We start from the raw sequence: 23101 nt of genomic DNA on the forward strand, positions 1-23101 counted from the left end.
TAATTATCCCTTATTCGCTATAATCCAGTATTATAAAAAGGTATCTAAAAAATGAAGAATTATGAAGAATTTTGTACAAAATTTGTTCAAAAAGTTGGGAACAAAGAAGGCGCTGTTAGTCCAGCACTAATAAACTCGGCATCTTTTGCTTATGGTACAGCACAAACAGCAGAGGGTATATTTGATGGTAGTGTAAAAAAACCTCTATATTCTCGTATGGGAAATCCAACATCAGCAAAACTTGAAACTATCATGGCTGAGATGGATGGAGGAGTTGGCGCAGTAGCAACAAGTTCTGGCATGGGAGCTATTACATTAGCGACTATGTCAATTGTTTCTATGGGCGATGAAATCATTTCTATTGGTGGTCTTTTTGGTGGAACTTATGCTCTTTTTAGTGAAACTTTAACTCGGTTTGGAATTAAAACAAACTTCTTTGATGTTGATGAGATAAAAGAGATAAAAGAAGCAATAAATGATAAAACAAAAATCATATTTTTAGAAAGCGTTGGTAATCCAAATATGCGATTACCTGACATAAAACAAATAGCAAAAATAGCAAACGATAAGGGGGTAATATTTATGGTTGATAATACTATTACTCCTTTATGTGTATCTCCTTTAAAATTAGGAGCAGATATTAGCATCTACTCAACTACAAAAATTATCTCAGGAAATTCATCTGCTCTTGGTGGATGCGCGGTGTTTCGTGCTATAAAAGATAATGATAAATTAAACAGTTCAAGATACCCTTTTTTAGCCAAATTTATAAAAGGCGTTGGCAAAATTGCACTAATAGCAAATGCAAAAAAAAGAGCATTAAGAGATTTTGGAATGAGTGCAAATGCGAATGCTTCATACCAAACTATGCTTGGGCTTGAAACGCTTCCACTACGCCTATCAAGAGTATCAAATAGTGTTGAGATAATAGTTTTAGCCTTAAACAAAGCAGAATTAAATATAAATCATCCATCTCTAAAAGAGCATCCACACAATAAAAGATATTTAAATGATTTTAAAGACGGATGTGGAACACTCTTTACTATCGATATGCTATCAAAAGAAAAAGCATTTAATTTTTTGAACAAAACTAAACTAGCAACTTTAACAGCAAATATTGGAGACAGTAGAACCTTAGCACTTCATATGGCATCTACAATTTATGCAGATTTTGATGAGCCTGCAAAAGACTTTTTAGGTATAAGTGAAGGTTTAATACGAATCTCAATAGGCTTAGAAAATCCTCAAGACATAATTGATGATTTTATTCAAGCCGCACAACAAGGGATTTAACTCATGCCAACACATACAGATATAGAACTTCTTAATGAAGTAAAAATTAAACATCCTAAAAAGTACAAAGTATATTTATTAAATGATGATTATACTTCTATGGAATTTGTAATTGAAATACTCATAACTATTTTTTATAAAAACTATGAAGATGCTCAAAATGTTATGCTTGATATTCATAAAAAAGAAAAAGGTTTATGTGGTGTTTATACACATGAAATCGCAGAAACAAAAATAATACAAGTTCATCAAAAAGCTAAAGATAATGGATTTCCATTAAAAGCTGTAATGGAGCAAGAATGATAAGTACTAATTTAAATGATATATTTCAAAAATCAATTCTTTATGCGAAGGGATTAAGACATGAATATTTAACAATAGAACATGTTTTTATTTACTTCTTAGTTCAAAAGATGGTTCAAACATCATACAAACATGTGGTGGTGATGTAACTAAGATGAAAGAAGTTCTTGGAGATTATATAATCACAAATATTGACACTTTGCCTAAGGAAATTTCACAAGATCCTTATGAGAGTGTTGCACTTTCAAGATTAGTTGATAATATGATTAGACATATACAAAGTGCAAATCAAGATAGTGCTGATGTTGGTGATTTACTAGCTGCTCTTTTTGAGGAAAAAAATACTTTTAGTTATATGCTTTTAGATGAGTATCAAATATCACGCTTAGATATTTTAGAAATTATCTCACATACTGAAAAAGATGAAGAAAAAGAAGATAATGAATCTTTTTTAGATAAATATACTATAAACCTATTAAACAAAGCAAAAAGTGGAAAAATCGATCCTGTTATTGGTAGAAGTAATGAAATAAAAAGAGTTATTCAAATTTTATGCAGAAGAAAAAAGAATAATCCTATTTTAGTCGGAGAAGCAGGAGTTGGGAAAACTGCCATAGCTGAAGGTTTAGCTCTAAATATTTCAAGTGGTAATGTTCCAAAAATCATAAAAGAAGCTGAACTTTTTGCACTTGACTTGAGTGCTCTTTTAGCAGGAACTAAATATAGAGGTGATTTTGAGAAACGCCTCAAAGGTGTAATGGATGAACTAAAATTACACTCAAATGCTATTCTTTTCATAGATGAGATTCACACTCTTATAGGTGCAGGAGCTACAAGTGGAACGATGGATGCAGCTAACCAGCTAAAACCTGCCCTAGCATCTGGAGAGCTTAGATGCATGGGTGCTACTACCTTTGCAGAATACAGAAATGGATTTGAAAAAGACAAAGCACTTAGCAGAAGATTTTCTAAAGTTGATATAAATGAACCTTCAATCAAAACTTCTATTAAAATTTTAAAAGGTTTAAAAAGTAAATATGAAGAGCACCACGGAGTCACATATACAGCAAAAGCTCTACAAAATGCAGTTGAATTATCAAAAAGATATATAACAGATAGATTTTTACCAGACATCGCGATAGACTTGATAGACGAAACTGCCGCTAGTTTTCATTTAAAAAAAATTAAACGCAAAAAAGTCACAGGCTATGATATAGAAAAAACTATCACCTCTATTATTGGTATATCAAATTCAAAAATAACAAAAGATGAAAATAGTTCTTTAATAAACTTGGAAAAAGATTTAATGGCTTTAGTTATTGGGCAAGATAATGCAGTAAAAGAAGTTACTAAAGCAATTAAAATTTCAAAAGCTGGACTAACTCCATCAAATAAACCAATAGCCTCATTTCTTTTTTCTGGTCCTACTGGTGTTGGAAAAACAGAACTAGCAATATCACTTAGTAATACTCTTGGCATAAACTTTGAACGCTTTGATATGAGTGAATATATGGAAAAACACGCTCTTAGTAGATTAGTTGGAGCACCTCCTGGTTATGTAGGTTTTGAACAAGGTGGTTTACTCACAGAAGCGATAAAAAAACATCCATATACAGTTTTACTTCTTGATGAAATAGAAAAAGCACATCCAGATTTAGTAAATATTTTACTTCAAATAATGGATAATGCTACTCTAACTGACAACAATGGATACAAAGCAAATTTTCAAAATGTAATTCTTATCATGACATCAAATATAGGCTCAAGTTCAAGGGCAGTAATGGGATTTAATAAAGACACCTCTTTATCAAAAGATGAAGATTTAAACTCATTTTTTACACCAGAATTTAGAAATAGACTAGACGCTATTGTAGAGTTTGAGCAATTAGATATAAATACGGTTAAAAGTATTGCACAAAAGTTCATTAATGAATTAAACCTTGAACTTATAAAGAAAAAGATATCTATATCAGCCTCACTAAACGCGATAGACTTCATTGCTAAAAATGGATATTCTAAAGAGATGGGAGCAAGACCATTAAAAAGGTATATTCAAGATAATATTACAAATAAACTAAGTGATGAAATTTTATTTGGTAAGTTGAAGCATGGTGGTAAAGTACAAGTAAGTTTTAATAAAAAACTAATTTTAAAATTCAAAGTTCTAGATGATTCCTCAACTAAATAAGCATGATTTAGCTTTTCCTGATCCAAATGATGCGAATGAAGATGGTATTTTAGTTTGGGGTGGTGACTTAAATCCATCAAGACTAATTCGAGCTTATCAAAATGGAATATTTCCATGGTACTCTAAAGATGATCCAATATTATGGTGGTCACCAAACCCTAGACTAATTATGGAACTAGATGATTTTAAATTAAGTAAATCACTAAAAAAGAGTATGAAAAAATTTAATTATAAATTTGATTCAAACTTTCAAGAAGTTATGCAAAAATGTAAATCAACTCCAAGAAATGACCAGTATGGTACATGGATAAGTGATGAAATAATAGAAGCTTTCTCAACACTTTACGATATGGGTATAGCTCATTCAATAGAAAGTTACAAAGATGGCGAACTAGTTGGTGGCTTATATGGTGTAGTAGTCGGAAAAGTATTTTGTGGTGAATCAATGTTTGCTAGTGTAAATGACGCTTCAAAATCTGCTTATGCAGTTTTAATAAAACATTTAAAAGAATGGGGTTATGATTTTATAGATTGTCAAGTGCCAACTGAGCATCTTAAGAGTTTAGGTGCCAAAGAAGTAAAAAGAGAGTACTTCCTAAATAGATTGTTAAAAGTAAATATGGATAAAATAGATAATGTCTGGGAGATAAATAAAAGTTTAATAGAATAAAAAAGTAAAAAAAATAGAAGGTATTAGTAAAAATAGTTTAAGAAGTAAGTAAGAAATGATCAACTAGGCAGCGACCTACATTCCCACAGATGCAATCTGCAGTATTATCAGCGATGAGAGGCTTAGCTTCTGGGTTCGGAATGGGACCAGGCGTTTCCCTCTCTCTATAGCCACCTAGACAATCACATATAAAGATACCTAAGTATTTTTATATGTGACTGTATGAGTCAATATGAGTGAGTACTCATTAAATATTAATTGCTAAAGTCTGGCTCTAAAAGCCGATACTCCCGTCGCTAAAGCGTAAGTGGGGTACAACACCATCTTAGTAGATAATCGGGGTCATTGGTTGAATATTTTATTGCAAAGCAATGAAATATTAAAGCTGTGACCTCTGTAAGGCTAAACAAACAGTTAAAACTGCCTATTAAGTTTACATCTTCAAAGAACTAAATAACTTCTGCGCTTTAGCGCTAATACACTAAACAAGGTAGTGAACGAATTGTATTTCTAATTAAAGAAATGTATAAAAAAGACAAACGATCTATTAGTACTGGTCAGCTAAACAGATTGCTCTGCGTACACATCCAGCCTATCAAGCAGTTAGTCTTACTGCGATCTTCAGGGAGAGTTCATCTTAGAGTTGGCTTCCCGCTTAGATGCTTTCAGCGGTTATCTCATCCGTACGTAGCTACCCAGCGATGCTCTTGGCAGAACAACTGGTGCACCAGTGGTACGTCCAACCCGGTCCTCTCGTACTAGGGTCAGCTCTCTTCAACTCTCCTACGCCCACGGAAGATAGGGACCGAACTGTCTCACGACGTTCTGAACCCAGCTCGCGTACCGCTTTAAATGGCGAACAGCCATACCCTTGGGACCTGCTCCAGCCCCAGGATGCGATGAGCCGACATCGAGGTGCCAAACCTCCCCGTCGATGTGAGCTCTTGGGGGAGATCAGCCTGTTATCCCCGGCGTACCTTTTATCCTTTGAGCGATGGCCCTTCCACACAGAACCACCGGATCACTATGACCGTCTTTCGACTCTGCTCGACTTGTATGTCTTACAGTCAGGCTAGCTTATGCCATTATACTCTACGAGGGATTTCCAACCCCTCTGAGCTAACCTTTGTAAGCCTCCGTTACTCTTTAGGAGGCGACCGCCCCAGTCAAACTACCCACCAGACATTGTCCTCGCACGAGATAATCGTACCGAGTTAGCTATCAGAATATTCAAGGGTGGTATCTCAAGATTGCCTCATCATAATCTGGCGACTATGAATCAATGGCTCCCACCTATCCTGCACATGAATATCCCAATAGCAGTGTCAAGCTATAGTAAAGGTGCACGGGGTCTTTCCGTCTTTCCGCGGGTAGGAGGAATTTTCACCTCCACTACAATTTCACTGGATCCATTGTTGAGACAGCTCCCATCTCGTTACGCCATTCATGCAGGTCGGTATTTAACCGACAAGGAATTTCGCTACCTTAGGACCGTTATAGTTACGGCCGCCGTTTACTTGTGCTTCAATTCATGCCTTCGCAAAGCTAAGCAATCCTTTTAACATTCAAGCACCGGGCAGGCGTCACACCCTATACATCCTCTTACGAGTTAGCAGAGTGCTGTGTTTTTGGTAAACAGTCGGGAGGGACACTTTGCTGCGACCTTGTAATGCTTTGGGAAGTAAATTCCCTAACACTTAAGGCACACCTTATACCGAAGATACGGTGCTAGTTTGCAGAGTTCCTTAACAATGGTTCTTCCACGCGCCTTAGAATACTCATCTCACCCACCTGTGTTGGTTTACGGTACGGGCAACATTACATCTCGTTTAGAGGCTTTTCTCGGCACGACAGTATCAACGATTCAGTTCGCTCTCCGAAGAGATTGAACTGCCTGTAAGATCTCGGTTGCATGAGAAGCGGATTTTCCTACTTCTCAACCTACTTCCTTCGAGCCACTATTCCATCAGTGACCTCGTTTAACTCTATGCGTCCCCCCATCACTCAAATGATGTAATGTCGGTATAGGAATATTAACCTATTTGCCATCGTCTACCCCTTTCGGACTCGACTTAGGTCCCGACTAACCCTACGATGACGAGCATCGCGTAGGAAACCTTGGGTTTACGGCGAAGGAAATTCTCATTCCTTTTCTCGCTACTCATGCCTGCATGCTCACTTCCATCCGCTCCAGTACTCCTTACCGGTATACCTTCAGCGCTGAATGGAACGCTCTCCTACCACTTGGTAGTTATACCAAATCTAAAGCTTCGGTGTTTATCTTAGCCCCGTTATATTTTCGGCGCAGAATCGCTAGACCAGTGAGCTGTTACGCTTTCTTTAAAGGATGGCTGCTTCTAAGCCAACCTCCTGGTTGTCACAGCAACTCCACATCCTTTTCCACTTAGATAAAACTTTGGGACCTTAGCTGTTAGTCTGGGTTGTTCCCCTCTCGACATAGGATTTTATCACCCTACGCCTGACTCCCGAGGTTACACATACAGTATTCGGAGTTTGATAGGGTTTGGTACCGCGGTAAGCAGCCCTAGCCCTGTCAGTGCTCTACCCCTGTATGCTAATGCTCGAGGCTATACCTAAATATATTTCGGAGAGAACCAGCTATCACTAAGTTTGATTGGCCTTTCACCCCTATCCACAAGTCATCCCAACAGTTTTCAACCTGTACGGGTTCGGTCCTCCACTGGCTCTTACACCAGCTTCAACCTGCTCATGGATAGATCACTTAGTTTCGGGTCTGCAGCATCTAACTATGTCGCCCTATTAAGACTCGCTTTCGCTACGGCTCCCCGTTAGGTTAACCTTGCTAGATACCACAACTCGCAGGCTCATTATGCAAAAGGCAGTCCGTCACACTTGTATTACCGAAGTAATACAATAGTGCTCCGAATGATTGTAAGCCATAGGTTTCAGGTTCTATTTCACTCCGCTCACCGCGGTCCTTTTCACCTTTCCCTCACGGTACTTGTTCGCTATCGGTCTAGTAGTAGTATTTAGGGTTGGAGGGTGGTCCCCCCATATTCAGTCAAGATAACACGTGTCCCGACCTACTCGTTCCTTAGTCTAGTATCATATAAATGCTTTCGCTTACGGGAGTATCACCCTCTATGCTCACTCTTTCCAAAGTGTTCTGCTAACATCTATATTATCACTAAGTGCCCTAATCCAATTTCGCTCGCCGCTACTCTCGGAATCTCGTTTGATTTCTTTTCCTTCAGGTACTGAGATGTTTCACTTCCCTGAGTTCGCCTCATATAAATATGATAACATGAATCGCTCCATGCTGGGTCGCCCCATTCAGAAATCCCCGGATCAAAGCTCTTTGGCAGCTCCCCGAGGCTTTTCGCAGCCTAATACGTCTTTCATCGCCTCTACTAGCCAAGGCATCCACCTATGGCCCTTAATATCTTTTTTAATTAATATTAAAATGTTTGAATAAGATTTAACTCTTACTCTTTGTTATTCTAATTTGCGTTCACTACCTTGGTTAATGTATCATTTATATTCCCATTAAGAAATGCTTATGCCCTTGTGGTACAAGTTCCTTAATTTCGCTTGGACCGCTGTGGTCACTAAAGCTAAATATATATTCAACAAATAATCAAGTTAGTAATTTGTTTATTGTAGTTATTTAGTTTATAATTAATAATTGACTTATCTTATAATTTAATATACGATTCGTTTCTTATTATTATATGTTGACTTTAACAATTATAATTTAATGAACAAGACTAATATAAATAGAAGTCTAATAAAAAAGCTAAATTTCTTTAGTTCTTTTATTAAGCTTCTTGTAGTATGAATTTCCAAAAATGGTGGAGAATAACAGGATCGAACTGTTGACCTTCTACGTGCAAGGCAGACGCTCTCCCAGCTGAGCTAATCCCCCACTTTTATGTAATAATAGTAAATTCCATAAATCACTGAAAACTAAGCAAGTAATAAACATTAATAACAACATATCTCTCGTGAGATTTTCTTTGTAAGATAAACAAATGAATGTTTACTCTTTACTCTAGAAAGGAGGTGATCCAACCGCAGGTTCTCCTACGGTTACCTTGTTACGACTTCACCCCAGTCGCTAATTCCACCGTAAGTGGTAGCCTCCCGAAGGTTAGCTTCCCAATTTCGGGTGAAATCAACTCCCATGGTGTGACGGGCGGTGAGTACAAGACCCGGGAACGTATTCACCGTAGCATTGCTGATCTACGATTACTAGTGATTCCAGCTTCATGGAGTCGAGTTGCAGACTCCAATCCGAACTGAGAGACGCTTTAAGAGATTAGCTCCACCTCGCGGTATCGCAACTCTCTGTACGCCCCATTGTAGCACGTGTGTAGCCCTAGCCGTAAGGGCCATGATGACTTGACGTCGTCCTCACCTTCCTCCTCCTTGCGAAGGCAGTCTCTTTAGAGTGCCCAGCTTAACCTGCTGGCAACTAAAGACGAGGGTTGCGCTCGTTGCGGGACTTAACCCAACATCTCACGACACGAGCTGACGACAGCCGTGCAGCACCTGTTTTCATGCTCCCCGAAGGGCACCTCTGTATCTCTACTGAGTTCAATCAATGTCAAGGCTAGGTAAGGTTCTTCGCGTATCTTCGAATTAAACCACATGCTCCACCACTTGTGCGGGTCCCCGTCTATTCCTTTGAGTTTTAATCTTGCGACCGTACTCCCCAGGCGGAACACTTAATCTGTTAAGTGCATCACCGAGATGACAAGCATCCCGACGACTAGTGTTCATCGTTTAGGGCGTGGACTACCGGGGTATCTAATCCCGTTTGCTCCCCACGCTTTCACGCCTTAGCGTCAGTAATGTTCCAGGAGATCGCCTTCGCTTTCGGTATTCCTAGTGATATCTACGGATTTTACCCCTACACCACTAATTCCATCTCCCCCTCCCATACTCTAGGTTAGTAGTTTCAAATGCAGTTCTACAGTTAAGCTGTAGGATTTCACATCTGACTTACCAACCCGCCTACGCGTCCTTTACGCCCAGTGATTCCGAGTAACGCTTGCACCCTCCGTATTACCGCGGCTGCTGGCACGGAGTTAGCCGGTGCTTATTCATATGCTACCGTCATTTTCTTGACATATAAAAGGAGTTTACACACCGAAATGCGTCATCCTCCACGCGGCGTTGCTGCATCAGGGTTTCCCCCATTGTGCAATATTCCTCACTGCTGCCTCCCGTAGGAGTCTGGTCCGTGTCTCAGTACCAGTGTGGCGGATCATCCTCTCAAACCCGCTACCCGTCATTGCCTTGGTAGTCTCTTACACTACCAACTAACTGATGGGATATAGTCTCATCTCGAAGCGAAAAAACGTTTACCAACTCTACTTATGTAGAGAAGGACTATTTGGTATTAATCATCGTTTCCAATGGCTATCCCAATCTTCGAGGCAGATTAACTATATATTACTCACCCGTGCGCCACTCGTCAGCAACTAGCAAGCTAGTTCTGTTACCGTTCGACTTGCATGTGTTAAGCACGCCGCCAGCGTTCACTCTGAGCCAGGATCAAACTCTCCATAATTATCTGTTTCCTTGAAACGGAACAAGTCCCGTTTCAATTCCTTGCACTAAAGCTACAAACTAACAAGTAGTTTGAGAATTGATGTTTGGAGTTTAGAAACTTTTATCATGTAAAGTACTTATTGCTAAGTATTACTGATCTTTTGCCCAAGAATTAAAATTCATTGGCTTTGATTGTTTTATAGTCTAAACTAACTACTGCTTAAAGTATTAGTTACGACTTTTTGTATAGTATCTATTACTATTTGGGAACCAAACATAACCTAAGTTATATCTGGTAACTAATAGAATAGACGGTTGTTGTTATATTAGTTATTTCTAAGTAACATTTCCAACTTAATAGTTATTATTAAGTCTATTACTTGCTTAGTTTTCAATGATCTCAAACATCTCTGAACCTCTTATGGCTCTTGACTCCTAAACTTTAGGTGTCTGTGTTTGTGGACGGGAATTATAGACAAGTGTTGCTTAGTCTGTTCTTAATGTTTCGAAATTGTTTTGGGATTTGGAAAAAGTTAATTGAAAATTAACTTTTTTCCTTAGAATTTATCTCTATAAAAACAGGCTCAGAGAAGTTTGGAACATCATCATAAGAGAAAACTGCATAATATTTATGCATATCTTTATCTCCAAAATTATCATATGTATAATCATCCATTCCGCCATATAATTTCTGCCCATCATAAGCAGTACAAGGTACTTTAAAAGGGTTTTTCACAACAATAGCACCTTTATACCCATCATCATTTGGTAAATCCCATTTTAATTTTATTATATTACTTTCAATTGAATAAGTTAAATTTTCTACCTGTTGCGGAGGATTTCTTCTTTTTTTAATATACTTAATCACCAATGAAGGTCTTTTAACTCTTTTAGTATCCATAAATTTTACATCTTGGTTTTTCAAAAATACTTGAGATGTAGCAGAGATAACAAAATATGCTTTTGCATTTTTAGAAACATTCTCCGCCATTTCATTAATTGCATATGTATCAAAGACAAATCGTTGAATTGGTTCAGATTTAACATCTAAAACACTTACATCGTAACCTATTCTCTCAATAATTTCTCTTTTTTGAATTTTCTCATATGTATTTACACCATCACTTGGAACAATCATCTCTATGTGAAAACGCAGAGTATTTTTAGAGTCTATTTTAATTGCTTCAATTTCTAAATATGCACTTGATATTATTGTATTATCCATTTCAGGCCATTGAGATAAATCAAACTCTAAGCAAGCATACTTTTTAAAACAATTTTCATCATAACCTGCTAACAATTTACTTTCTAATATTTTGTCATTAATAGCTGTAAACTCTCTTGATGATTTTAGTTCAATTTTAGCTTCATCAACAGTATAAGATATGTCTAGTTTTGGTCTGTAAGTAAGACCTCCACTAAATTTACCATACCCTATATCCCACTGCATTAACTGAGAAGCACGATCGATTGGAAGAGTAGATGGACCATCAAACCTAAAAAGAGCCTCTGAGCGTAAAAGAGATTTTTGCAAAACTCTTAATTCTTGCGATGCAAATGTATATGTTCTCCAGATGCCTTGTGACAACTGTGCAGAACCTGTTGGTCTATCTATATAACTTAATGACTTAACATTTTTTATCTCATCAAAGCTACTTATATTATCAATTGTTCGCTCATCTATCTGTCCTACTCTCCACTCCCCAAAACTCTCTACCTGTACAGAAACTCTATTCATCGGATAAAAAGAGATAGATGCACTAGTTATGATGGCATTTTTGGGTATGCTAGAGAGTGAAAATCCACAAACTCCAAAACATTCACCCTTACTCTCAGACACTCCAACAAACATAGAGTTATTTCCATAATGATCTGTATTTTTTTTTGTTTTTTCTCCAACATAGCCGACTTTGTCTGCTAATGGATATAAAATTTTTGAAAACATATTTTCTGCTGGTTGTGTTCTAACACCTAAAATTTGAGCATATGGAGATTTGATAAATTTTGCTTTACAAACTGCTCTTACATAATAATAATAATTTCTTGAAGATTTCAAATTTTTATCAATAAATGTTTTTAACTTTGTTGTACCAATCCTATTTGACACTTGAGAAAAACCTTTTTGTTTTTTTGAACGATATATTTCAAAGTAAACAGTTTCATCATCTGCATAATCCCAACTAAGTTCTACTTCTTTAAAAGTAATTTCACTTGCAACAAAATTTTCAACTCTAGGCAGAGCATTTTCTTTTTTATAATTTTTTGCTTCAGACAAGGCTATCATTAATGCAGGAAGATTTTCATCAATATTTTCACTCATATGTTCTTTATAATCACTAATGTTTCTTGTTCCGACTTCAACAACAAGACTAAGAGCACCTTGCGAATAATAAAACTCTCTACCACTTCCAGAAATAAGATGAACTGGAGGTTTTCCCATATGAATGCCATATTCACGACCAGACCTTTTTCTAATCTCTTCTGCCATATTACCTGCTAAAAGATTTAAATCAATAGCATCAATAGCATCTTCGTGTATAAAGTTGTGTGCAGGAAAGAATACATTTCCTTGAGAATGATAATCTAGAGCTATAGTAATATTCTTATGCTCTATTACAAAATCTCTAAGTGCTGTTGTTTCAGGTTCACTAAAGGCAGATGGTCCAGAATAGACATTTGAACTCGTATCTTTATTTGGTGTAAAACCTACAGAAAAATTTCTATTTAAATCAACTCCAAAACTACCATCAGCATTTTTTCTTCTATTCTTTCTCCAAAATGAAAAATGATTTCTTGAATACTCAAATCCATCTGGATTTGCACAAGGAACCATATATAAAGTTGCTCTATCAAGAATTTCATTTAGTTGTGGGTCATAATCAATATGTTCTATTATATATTTAGCAAAACTTATACTTAACTCTATTCCTATCCATTCTCTTGCATGAACAGTTCCCGTAAAAAAAAGTGCTGGTTTATCTAAATGATTATCAACATTTTTTGTAACACTCACAGCTATTATCTCTCGGTCTTCCCATGTTGTACCAATTGTTCGAACTTGAAAAAGGTTTGGATTATTTTTTTGTGCATCCTTAAAAAATGCTACACACTCATCATATGAACTATATTGTTCTCTCAAATTGTTATCCTAAAATTATTTATTTTTCTTTGTTTTTTTATCTATTAAATCTACTATTAAATCTATTTTTTTATTATTAAAATCTAAGCCCATTTTTTCTTGTTCTGGTGTTGCAAATGCTGGTATGCCATTTACTTCTAAAACTATATACTCTTCTTTTTCCAAATCATATATTATATCAACTCCACCAATATCTACATCACATGCCGCACAAGCTTTTATAGCTATATTTTTAATCTCTTCATTTGCTTCTCTCATAAATACAGAACCACCAGCAGTTACATTTGTTCGCCAGTCAGTTCCATTTGCTTTTCTACCATAACAAGATACAAATTTACCATCTACAATATCAACTCTAAAATCAGTATTATCATATTTTATAAATTTTTCTACATAAAAATATCTTAAATCCATTTGATTTAAAAAAGGCATTAACATATCTAAGTTTGCTTCACTTTCTATTTTTGTCAAACCTACTCCACCCCAACCATCAGTAGGTTTATAAACCATTTTATCCCATTTTTTGATAATTTTTTTTAAGTGATGTCCATCATCTCTATGGCATAATTTATAATCTGCTGTTTGAATTCCTGCCTTTCTCAAAATAAATGAAGTATGAAATTTATCCTCAGTTAACGCGAAAGAATCGTAAGAGTTAATAGTAGAAATGACCCGGTTTAAAGCTTGGTATAAATACATTTGATACTGCGTTTGTTCACCAGCATTATAAGAGAAAAAAAGATTAAGTTTATCTAGTTTTATATCATTATGTAAAATATGTCCATTTTTAGCGATTGCATGTCTTAAGTTAATATCACCGATAGTATCTATATCTCTATCTTTTAACTTTTTTACAATTTTTTTAGTGATTTTATCACCACCACCATTACTATAAAGCCACATTCCAATTTTTCTATTACTCATCTATGCCCCTTTAAAATCTGAATTTTTTATAAAATAGATAAAAAGCTTTTCACTTAAGGATATCCTAGATTCAAAACTTTTTTTATTTGCTCTCTCTTTTAGAGTATGATCACCATCGCCAAATGGTCCAAAACCATCAAGAGTAATAACTCCACATGAACTTACAATATTTGCATCACTTACTCCACCCCTCTCTTCATGTTTAAGTGTAGTATTTGTAATGTTTTTTATGTTTTTTATTAACTCCAAAGATTCTTGTGATGTTTGCATTACATCTCTTTGAATGCCACCACTTAGAGTAGATATAGTTCCTTTTACAAATGATGTTTGAACTATTTTATCAATCTCTTTTAAAACTCTTTGTTTTTCATCTAAAAGTTTATATCTTAGCTCAAAAACTAAATTTGCATGAGGAGAAATAGTATTTGCTCCTATGCCTCCTTCTATCTTACCAACATTTACCGTTGTTCCTTTTTCTAAATTAGTAAGTTTTACTAAGTTTTGAAGTTTATAAGTGGCTTCTAAATTTGCATCATGCCCATCTATATAATGATTTCCAGCGTGAGCAGCTTTGCCTTGTATATCAATAAAAAAAGTTCCAACACCTTTTCTAGCAGTTACTACTTCCATATTTTTACCTGCTGCTTCATATACAAAACAATAATCGTATTTTTTAGCCAATGTTGCTGTTAAATATTTTGAATCATCACTTCCTGTTTCTTCATCGCTTACAAATAAAACATCTATATTTTTTATATCTATTTTTTTTTTATTTAAATTGCGAAGAGCCTGAAGAACTACAATATTTCCACCTTTCATATCACAAACTCCTGGTCCATAAATCCACTCTTTATCTTCAGAATAATCTTCAAATTTATTTGGAGGAAATACGGTGTCTAAATGCCCAAGAAGAAGTAATTTTTTTGAGTTTTTATCGCAGGCAGAAATATAATGTCTATGATTACCTATGGAACCTCTATTGTGAATATTTAGTTCAAAACCTAAATCTTTAAACCATTCATCAAATATTTCACCAACTTTATCCACACCAGTTTTATTTTTTGTATAAGAATTCATATTGATTATTGTTTTTAAATCATTTAAGTAGTTCATATAATAGATTGTACTATATGTTTATTTAAAAATTGTAAAGAGTTTAGATTTTATGTAGAAAGAGAGTTGAAACTTAGAAGATTATTTTCTTCTAAGTTCTTTAATACGAGCTTTTTTACCTGCAAGATCACGAAGATAAAATAGTTTAGCACGACGAACACGACCGCGACGAATAACTTTTATCTCATTGATTGAATCAGAGTAGATTGGGAAAATTCTTTCAATTCCAATACCATTAGCACCAATTTTACGCACTGTTATAGTTTTTCCAGTACCTTGACCTCTTTTTGCAATACAAACGCCTTCGTAGCTTTGCACACGAGATTTATCACCCTCTTTAATAGTTACTGCCAAACGAACAGTATCACCAGCACGAAATTGGGGAAGTGTTTTCTCAGCTACTTGTGCTTTTTCAAAGTTTTCTATATATTTATTTCTCATCTTTGAGTTCCTTTATTTGTCATTTTAGAAGCAATTTTATGCTTTAATAACTGCTCAGGTCTGAAAAACTTAGTTTTACATTCAGACAGAGCTAATTTTAGTGAGCGGATTTTACTATGATTTCCCTTTAAATATTCTTTAGGGACACTATTGTTTTTATAATTTTGCGGTTTTGAGAAAGAAGGTGCTTCTAAAAGTGGCGTTTCAAAGCTCTCAACACTTAAAGAATCACTATTTCCCAAAACTCCAGCAACATTTCTCGAGATTGAATCACATATAACTAAAGATGGAAGTTCTCCCCCCGTAAGTATGTAATCTCCGATAGAAAAAACCTCATCACAATACTCTTCAAGAACTCTCTCATCAATCCCTTCATATCTTCCACTCACAAAAGCTATATGGGATTTTTTTGCTAATCTTTTTGCATCGCGCTGAGTAAATTGCTTTGCAACTGGGGTTAAAAAGATTATATGTGTATCTTCATCACTCTTTTTTAAAGAATCTAAACAATCATAAAGAGGTTGTGGGTTCATAACCATACCTGCTCCACCACCAACTGCTGTGTCATCAACTTTAAAATGTTTATTATCACTAAAATCTCTTGGATTTAGATACTCAATATTTATAATATTTTTCTCTATTGCTCTACTTAGTATAGAATCAGAAAAATATCCATTAACAAGATTTTTAAATAAGGTTACAAAAGTAAATTTCATTATGAAGCTTCTAAAATATCCAATGCACCATCTGTCGTGATGATTTTTTTATCAATATCTGTATTTAAAATAAATGGTTTATGAAAAGGGATTAAAAATTTCTTTGGTAAGCCTTTTTTTATCAACTCATCACTTGTAAAAACATTTAGATAATTTGTAACTGCTATACGCTCCACATCATCAACTTTTCCTATACATTTACCATCTTCATAAATTTCACAATCCTCTAAATCAAACCAAAAAAACTCACCTTTTTCTAAGTGGCAATTTTTTCTTGTTTCTTCTCTTGTTGTATAGAGTTTTAGATTTGTGTATTGTTTAGCATCTTCAACACTAAAAACACCTGCAATTTTCACCTGAGCTTTGTTATGGTTTACTTCGCTTAAAGTTATTGTAGTATTTTTATTTGTCAAAAATGTGGAATTATTTTGAAATTGTTCGGGAAAATCACATTTGATATGAAATTTCATATCGCCTTTTATACCGACAGTTTTGCCAATAGTTGCGATATGAAGTCTTACTTCTTTAATTTGGCTCGACATTTATTCTGTAACTTACGCCATCTTTTGCTTTACAACCAGAGATAACAGTTTTTATCGCACCAATCATTTTGCCCTCTTTACCAATCAGTTTACCAACATCGGCTTGATTAGCAAAAAGAACTATTTGAGTTACTTCATCGCTTTGTTTAATTTGCACTTTTATGTCATCTGGATAAGTTGCTATAAGTTTTGCAAATTGTGCGACAAATTCACTAATCATCTTAGCGACCAGTTATCTTTTTAACTCTGTTACTCATTTGAGCACCAACACTTAACCAATAGTCAACTCTCTCGTTATCTACAACTAATACTTTTGTCATTGGATTATAGTGTCCAATAAGTTCAATCCAACCACCGTCTCTACGCTTACGGCTATCTGTTACCGCGATACGATAAAATGGTTGTTTTTTTCTTCCCATACGAGTAAGTCTAATTACTGTCATTTGTCTTCCTAAATATATTATTTGAACGATATTTGAGTAAAACTCAGATATCTACGCTAGCCGCTATGGCACTAAAGGTATTTCTCTCGAAATATTAATAAATGTTTGGTGGTATTTTTGCAGAATAAAAATAATTATGTAATTTTATTGTGCCTCTTACCGCCTAATTTGGCGTTATGTACAGCTCACAATCACAGAGGGATTATTTTGAGAGCCAAAACGATAGCGGAATTATAGCTAAGTATTTTTCAAATGTAAAGTTTATGTATTAGTCCATAACATTTTATATCTCATTATTGTTCCAAGCCTTAATGGCATCTACCAAATTTTCAAAACCATCAACCTTACCAACTATAAATATTTCATCTAAAACATAACAACATATATTTCCATCTGATTCGAGCATAAACAAAGCATTTTCATCTTCGGCTCTTTTGTCAGTTGAGAGAACTCTCATACCATCAACCATATCATTTATTGTTGGTATATCATCATACTCAATATCTATGAGTTTTTTTCCATCACTTATATATACTGACATTATTCTCCTTTGAGAAAATACGATACAATAAAAAATATAAAGCTAAACTTTTAAAAAAGGAAATTCTCATTAAAAACACTTTTTTGGAAACTATAAAATCAGTTGATGGAAGATTATTGCATCTAGGATATCATCAAAAGAGATATGAAAGTGTTTTAAAATCATTTGGCATCTATACTTTTCATAATTTATGTGAATATTTAAAACCTCCATCTGATGGCATCTACAAATGTCGTTTGATTTATAATGAAAATATAGTAGATATTTCTTATACGCTCTACATAAAAAAACAAATCAAATCTCTTAAATTAATATATGACAATAAAATAGAATATTTTCATAAATCAACTTCCAGAGAAGTCATAAATGAACTTTTTGAAAAAAAACAAAACTGTGACGATATACTTATAGTTAAAAATAATCTTGTTTGTGACACAAGCATCGCGAATATCGCTTTATTTAAAGATGGCATCTGGTTTACTCCATCAAAACCTCTTTTAAATGGAACAACAAGACAAAGGCTTTTAGATGAAGGAAGACTACAAGAAACAAATATAAAAGTTGATGATTTGAAAGATTATACAAAGCTTGCTCTTCTTAATGCTATGATAGATTTTGATATAATACAAAAATATAATTTAAAGGATATTATTTGTTAGACAATGCCATAGACGATATAGATTTTTCAAAATTAATGAAAAAACATATAGAAGAACTAATAATTCATTTTTTTCAAAAAGAGCAAAATTTTGGAATTCTTTGTAATATCGAAGATGTTTATTTCGAACCTAAATTACCTAAAAATATAGCAGATGAATTTAGACCTTTAACTCTGTTTTTTTTAGCAGGTTATACTTTTGAGAGTGCAAATATTCAAGATGGGCATCTAATCTTTGAAGCTGGTTTTGGAACTGATAATTTTGGAAGTATAGTAAGCGTTCCTCTTTTGAGTGTTTTACAAATCATCGTTGATGAAACACCGCTACTTATAAATCTAGCAACTCATAAGGCTTTAGCTCAAGAGAAGGTAGAGTCAAGTCCAAAAGGAGTTCAAAACTCTATGGCTTCTTTTTTATCAAACCCAGAAAACTCTAAGTTTGTTAAATAAAAGAGTTTTAAACCTTATTTATAGAGAGTAGATAATGAACTACATTATCAACAAAAGCGTCATGTTTTCTCTCTTTTAAATATGCTATATAAAAATGTCTTTGTAATTTAAAGTTTTTAATTCTGGCCTCATAAAGTCTTCCATCTTGTATATCACTTTGAATTACATGTCGTGACATTACAGAAACCAACGGTCTTGAAGAGTTTTTATCTGCATGTAAAATAGACTCTTTTATAGCAGTTGGAGATGCTAATACAGCAAGAACATTAAAGTTAGCACACTGAACACCTATCTCTTCAAATACTTCAGCTGTTAGTTTTCTTGTATGTGATTCTTCGTTACGACAAATCCAATCAAAGTCAAGTAAATCATCTGCTGTTAGTTGCTTTTTAAGTGGTTGATTTGAAAAAATAACTAACTCATCTTCAACCCATTCTCTAAATATTATTCCATCTTTAAAAACTGGAGATTCTATTAAAGCAAGATCAATTTTTTTATCTTCAAGCTGTCCTATAACATCCTCTGAAAGTCCTATTTGTATATAAACTTCATTATCAAGTCTTTTTTTAATCTCACCTAAATAATTTGGAAGTATATAGTTTCCTATTGCATTTGAACTTCCCATAATAAAAGTGAATTCTTTATTTATAATTTTTAAAAGTTCTTTTTCACTACTAGATATTGCTTTTTCAAGTTTAACTGCTATTCTATACAGGTCTTCACCCTCTTTAGTTAGTAAAATACCATTCTTTTTTCTCTCAACTATTCTTGTATCTAAATAATCTTCAATAAATTTTATCTGCTGAGTAACCGCGGGTTGTGAAATACCTAACTTTGCAGATGCCTTAGAAAAACTCTTTTCTTTAATAACCATCAAGAAGGTTTGTAATTTCGCAAAATCTTTTAACATAATAATTCCTATAAGTTCATATAATATAAAAATTATAACTCAAAATTATAATTAATGCAATAGTATTGTTATAATTTATAACAATTTGGCTATAATTAAGCTATAGACCATAAATAATACAAATAGTTGGCAGACAATGGAAAAAATATTTAACAAACTTAACGAATCTCAAACTAAAGCCGTAAAACACTCAGAAGGTCCTGTTCTAATTTTAGCAGGAGCGGGTAGTGGAAAAACAACTACCATCGTTTCTCGTTTAGCTTATCTCATTGAGGTGCTTGGTATTCCTGCATCTAATACTCTAACTCTTACTTTTACAAACAAGGCTGCTAAGGAGATGCGAGATAGAGCATTGTCTATGATTAGTAATGTTTCTTCACCTCCACTTCTTTGTACTTTTCATAAATTTGGACTTTTGTTTTTAAAGTTTAATATTCATCTTTTAAAAAGAGAAAATAACTTTGTTGTGATTGATACAGATGATAAAAAACGAATAATTAAAAAAATAAATTCAGAAATACCGACACCTTTAATAGCTAGTGAAATTTCAAGATATAAAAACTCTCTTTTAACTCCAGATGATGCGTACAAACAAGCAGAACTTTACAACTATCAACAAATTGCAAAAGTTTATGAAGCATATGAAGCATATTTATTAGAAAATAATTTAGTAGATTTTGATGATTTGATTGCTCTAACATACAAACTTTTAGAACAAAATCCTGACTTAGCTCAAAAAACATCTCAAAAATATCGTTACATTATGATAGATGAGTATCAAGATACAAATGAGCTACAACTAAAACTTTTACAAAAATTATGTTGCTCTCATAATAATCTTTGTGTTGTTGGAGATGATGACCAAAGCATCTATGGTTGGCGTGGAGCGCATATACGAAATATTATGGAATTTGACCAAGATTTTGCTGGTACAAATACTTTTAAACTTGAAGAAAATTATCGTTCTCGTGAACCTATCTTAAAAGTTGCGAATGCTCTCATAGAACACAATCGTTCTCGTTTAGGAAAGAAACTCATACCTACTTGTGGAGCGGGAGAAGATGTTACTGTTTTAAACTCTCACGATGAAAATGAAGAATCAAGAAAAATTGCAACTAAAATTACTAAACTTTTAGATTCTGGAGTTAATGCAAATGATATAGCTATTTTATATCGTGTAAATGTATTAAGTCGTTCTATTGAAGATGGTTTAAATCGCTCTGGCATCTCTTATAAGCTAGTTGGTGGACTCAGATTTTATGATAGAGCAGAGATTAAAGACCTTATAAGCTACATTAGAGTTATAACCAATTTCCATGATGATTTTTCATTTAAAAGAGTTGTAAACAAACCAAAAAGAGGTTTAGGAAAAGCAAGTATAGATAAAATTGAGTTAGCGGCTCATGCAAATGAAAGTTCTATCTATGAGTATGTTAAAAAAACATCTGTCACTGATTTAGAAGTTTTAGTCAGAAAGAAAAATGCAAAAACTCTAAAAACTTTTATAAAAAACCTTCAAAAAGTATCAAAAGTTGCAATAGAATCAACCTATGAGTTTATAGATGCACTAGAAGAAACATTTCACTTAAAAGATATCTATGCTGGAATGGCTGATGAGGCAGATAGAATCTTAAATATGGACGAATTTTATGGCTTGTTTCGTGACTTTGTAAAAAAATCTCCAGAGTCTGGTCTTGACGAGTTTTTAAATGAACTTACACTTCAAAGTGAACAAGACCAAGTGGAAGGCAGAAGCATCTATATGATGAGTATTCACGCTTCAAAAGGTTTAGAGTTTGAGCATATTTTTATCATTGGACTTGAAGAAGGCTTTTTACCTCTAGTTGGAGATGGCAGTGACTTAGAAGAAGAAAGACGCTTGGGTTATGTGTCCTTTACTAGAGCAAAAACAACTTTAACTCTTTCTCATGCATCTAGTAGATTTTACAAAGGTAGAAGAAGTGATTTAGAAAAAAGTAGATTTTTTAATGAAGCTGGTCTTTGTGAAGGCTCTTTAAAAGTTGAAAAAAACACAGCCTTTAAAAAAGGTGATTTAATTCGTCACAAAATTTTTGGCACGGGAAGAGTTATTGGCATCAGTAAAAGCGGAAGAGAGTTTAAACTAAATATAAACTTCGCAGGTACTTCAAGGGACATTTTAGCCTCTTTTGTTGAGCGCTTATGAACCGACTCTTTGTTGCAAATAAACCAACAGGGATAAGTTCTAATCATTTTTTATCAAGCCTAAAAAGAAAATACAAAACAAAAAAAGCTGGATTTACAGGAACTCTGGACCCTTTTGCAAAAGGTGTACTTATAGTTGGCTTTGGCTCTCATACAAAACTTTTCAGATTTTTAAATAAAACACCAAAAAAATATAGAGCTACTTTATGGTTAGGAGCAAAAAGTGACTCTCTTGATACAGAGAGGATAGAACATGTTGAAATACTTAAAGAATTTAATCATGCAAAAATACAAGAAGTTGTAGAGTCTTTAAAAGGTGATTTGATATACGAACCTCCTATTTTTAGTGCAAAACGCATAGAGGGACAAAGAGCTTATGACTTAGCAAGAGCAGGTAAAAAGTTTACACTTAACAAGATTAACTCTAGCATCTATGAAAGTAAACTCATCAACTATTCACACCCTTTTGTAACTTTCCAAACAACTGTTTCAGAAGGTACTTATATCCGCTCACTCGGGCTTATTATCGCTAAAAAACTAGGCGTTGAGTATGGAAGTCTTAGTGCTTTACAAAGACTTAATGAAGGACAATTTACTTACGATGGAGAAAAAGCTCTTGATATAAAAAAATCTCTTAACATTAAACAAAATTTTTATCTAGGAAATAGTGATAATTTGAAATATGGAAGAGTTCTTGCTTTAGATGATTTAGATATAAAAAAAGATGGATATTATTGGATAGATAATGGTGATAATATCTCAATCATAAACATTCAAAATAACATAGTAAAATATGAACTAAACAAGGTAAGCGTATGTTAGTATTAGCAAGAAAGTTAGATGAATCCATCAGCATTGGCGACAATATATCCATAAAAATCATCTCTATTGACAAAGGTGTAGTAAAACTTGGCATAGATGCTCCAAGAGATATTTCCATAGTTAGAAATGAACTTTTAGAAGATGTGAAAGACTCAAATATTGCAGCATCTAAAAAACCCAATCAAAATGATTTAAGTTTACTTAGTAAAATTATTAAAAAATAAAA

General features: G+C 34.0%; 18 protein-coding genes, 1 tRNA gene, 3 rRNA genes and 1 pseudogene. 9 read left to right on the plus strand and 14 right to left on the minus strand.

What is annotated here, in order from left to right:
• Positions 1–51: 51 nt before the first annotated feature.
• The 4 genes and pseudogenes from MOV50_RS04000 to aat all read left to right on the plus strand — a co-directional run bounded on the left by MOV50_RS04000 (position 52) and on the right by aat (position 4454).
• A complete protein-coding gene (locus tag MOV50_RS04000) occupies positions 52–1293 on the plus strand; it encodes an aminotransferase class I/II-fold pyridoxal phosphate-dependent enzyme (protein ID WP_321779120.1) in 1242 nt (413 codons plus the stop codon).
• A gap of 3 nt (positions 1294–1296) precedes the next feature.
• The gene (locus MOV50_RS04005) at positions 1297–1596 is read left to right on the plus strand and encodes an ATP-dependent Clp protease adaptor ClpS (RefSeq protein ID WP_321779121.1); all 300 of its coding nucleotides are present in this window, start codon (positions 1297–1299) and stop codon (positions 1594–1596) included.
• Positions 1593–3784, plus strand: a pseudogene (locus tag MOV50_RS04010) (AAA family ATPase). The gene MOV50_RS04005 and the pseudogene MOV50_RS04010 overlap by 4 nt, the downstream one beginning before the upstream one ends.
• Positions 3765–4454, plus strand: coding sequence for a leucyl/phenylalanyl-tRNA--protein transferase (aat, locus tag MOV50_RS04015; protein WP_321779122.1), 690 nt, complete (start codon positions 3765–3767; stop codon positions 4452–4454). The pseudogene MOV50_RS04010 and the gene aat overlap by 20 nt, the downstream one beginning before the upstream one ends.
• 62 nt (positions 4455–4516) lie before the next feature.
• Here the strand turns inward: aat and rrf are convergent.
• From rrf to MOV50_RS04080, 13 genes are all read right to left on the minus strand, one after another.
• Positions 4517–4632 (minus strand): 5S ribosomal RNA (rrf, locus tag MOV50_RS04020).
• Positions 4633–4980: 348 nt separating this feature from the next.
• A 23S ribosomal RNA gene (locus tag MOV50_RS04025) occupies positions 4981–7886 on the minus strand.
• Positions 7887–8285: 399 nt separating this feature from the next.
• Positions 8286–8361, minus strand: a tRNA-Ala gene (locus tag MOV50_RS04030).
• Between the two features lie 130 nt (positions 8362–8491).
• Positions 8492–10011 (minus strand): 16S ribosomal RNA (locus MOV50_RS04035).
• The 16S, 23S and 5S rRNA genes sit together here with 1 tRNA gene alongside, the layout of an rRNA operon.
• 525 nt (positions 10012–10536) lie before the next feature.
• Positions 10537–13131: a M14 family zinc carboxypeptidase gene (locus tag MOV50_RS04040; RefSeq protein WP_321779123.1), complete on the minus strand. Its 2595-nt coding sequence runs from the start codon at positions 13129–13131 to the stop codon at positions 10537–10539.
• A gap of 15 nt (positions 13132–13146) precedes the next feature.
• On the minus strand, positions 13147–14055 hold the full coding sequence (locus MOV50_RS04045; protein WP_321779124.1) for an ATP-grasp domain-containing protein: 909 nt from the start codon (positions 14053–14055) through the stop codon (positions 13147–13149).
• On the minus strand, positions 14056–15168 hold the full coding sequence (locus tag MOV50_RS04050; protein ID WP_321779125.1) for a M20 family metallopeptidase: 1113 nt from the start codon (positions 15166–15168) through the stop codon (positions 14056–14058). It abuts the gene before it with no gap.
• An 81-nt stretch (positions 15169–15249) separates the two neighbouring features.
• Positions 15250–15609: a 50S ribosomal protein L19 gene (gene rplS, locus MOV50_RS04055; RefSeq protein WP_321779126.1), complete on the minus strand. Its 360-nt coding sequence runs from the start codon at positions 15607–15609 to the stop codon at positions 15250–15252.
• Positions 15606–16325: a tRNA (guanosine(37)-N1)-methyltransferase TrmD gene (gene trmD / locus MOV50_RS04060; RefSeq protein ID WP_321779127.1), complete on the minus strand. Its 720-nt coding sequence runs from the start codon at positions 16323–16325 to the stop codon at positions 15606–15608. Before trmD ends, rplS begins: the two co-directional genes overlap by 4 nt.
• Complete coding sequence (rimM, locus tag MOV50_RS04065) at positions 16325–16867, minus strand: ribosome maturation factor RimM (RefSeq protein ID WP_321779128.1); 543 nt, start codon at positions 16865–16867, stop codon at positions 16325–16327. Before rimM ends, trmD begins: the two co-directional genes overlap by 1 nt.
• Positions 16851–17087 (minus strand): KH domain-containing protein, encoded by a 237-nt coding sequence (locus MOV50_RS04070; RefSeq protein WP_321779129.1) that lies wholly within the window; start codon positions 17085–17087, stop codon positions 16851–16853. Before MOV50_RS04070 ends, rimM begins: the two co-directional genes overlap by 17 nt.
• Before the next feature lies 1 nt (position 17088).
• Positions 17089–17310 (minus strand): 30S ribosomal protein S16, encoded by a 222-nt coding sequence (gene rpsP / locus MOV50_RS04075; RefSeq protein ID WP_321779130.1) that lies wholly within the window; start codon positions 17308–17310, stop codon positions 17089–17091.
• A gap of 283 nt (positions 17311–17593) precedes the next feature.
• The gene (locus tag MOV50_RS04080; RefSeq protein ID WP_321779131.1) at positions 17594–17851 is read right to left on the minus strand and encodes a hypothetical protein; all 258 of its coding nucleotides are present in this window, start codon (positions 17849–17851) and stop codon (positions 17594–17596) included.
• Between the two features lie 83 nt (positions 17852–17934).
• On the opposite strand from MOV50_RS04080, the gene MOV50_RS04085 reads away from it, so the two are divergent.
• Together MOV50_RS04085 and MOV50_RS04090 are read left to right on the plus strand one after the other, a co-directional pair.
• Positions 17935–18510 (plus strand): aminotransferase class IV, encoded by a 576-nt coding sequence (locus MOV50_RS04085; protein ID WP_321779132.1) that lies wholly within the window; start codon positions 17935–17937, stop codon positions 18508–18510.
• Entirely contained in the window at positions 18504–18959 is a 456-nt protein-coding gene (locus MOV50_RS04090; RefSeq protein WP_321779133.1) for a hypothetical protein, read from the plus strand. The genes MOV50_RS04085 and MOV50_RS04090 overlap by 7 nt, the downstream gene beginning before the upstream one ends.
• A gap of 7 nt (positions 18960–18966) precedes the next feature.
• Here the strand turns inward: MOV50_RS04090 and MOV50_RS04095 are convergent, their stop codons facing one another.
• Entirely contained in the window at positions 18967–19869 is a 903-nt protein-coding gene (locus MOV50_RS04095) for a LysR family transcriptional regulator (RefSeq protein ID WP_321779134.1), read from the minus strand.
• A gap of 136 nt (positions 19870–20005) precedes the next feature.
• On the opposite strand from MOV50_RS04095, the gene MOV50_RS04100 reads away from it, so the two are divergent.
• Genes MOV50_RS04100 through csrA form a run of 3 tightly spaced genes read left to right on the plus strand, consistent with a single transcriptional unit; the run spans position 20006 to position 23099 of the window.
• Complete coding sequence (locus MOV50_RS04100) at positions 20006–22054, plus strand: ATP-dependent helicase (RefSeq protein ID WP_321779135.1); 2049 nt, start codon at positions 20006–20008, stop codon at positions 22052–22054.
• Positions 22051–22875 carry a tRNA pseudouridine(55) synthase TruB gene (gene truB, locus MOV50_RS04105; protein ID WP_321779136.1) on the plus strand — a complete coding sequence of 275 codons (825 nt, stop codon included), beginning with the start codon at positions 22051–22053 and terminating at the stop codon, positions 22873–22875. The genes MOV50_RS04100 and truB overlap by 4 nt, the downstream gene beginning before the upstream one ends.
• Positions 22869–23099, plus strand: coding sequence for a carbon storage regulator CsrA (gene csrA, locus MOV50_RS04110; protein ID WP_321779137.1), 231 nt, complete (start codon positions 22869–22871; stop codon positions 23097–23099). The genes truB and csrA overlap by 7 nt, the downstream gene beginning before the upstream one ends.
• Positions 23100–23101: the final 2 nt, after the last annotated feature.

The sequence above is a fragment of the Sulfurimonas sp. genome, assembly GCF_029027585.1.
GTDB lineage: Bacteria > Campylobacterota > Campylobacteria > Campylobacterales > Sulfurimonadaceae > Sulfurimonas.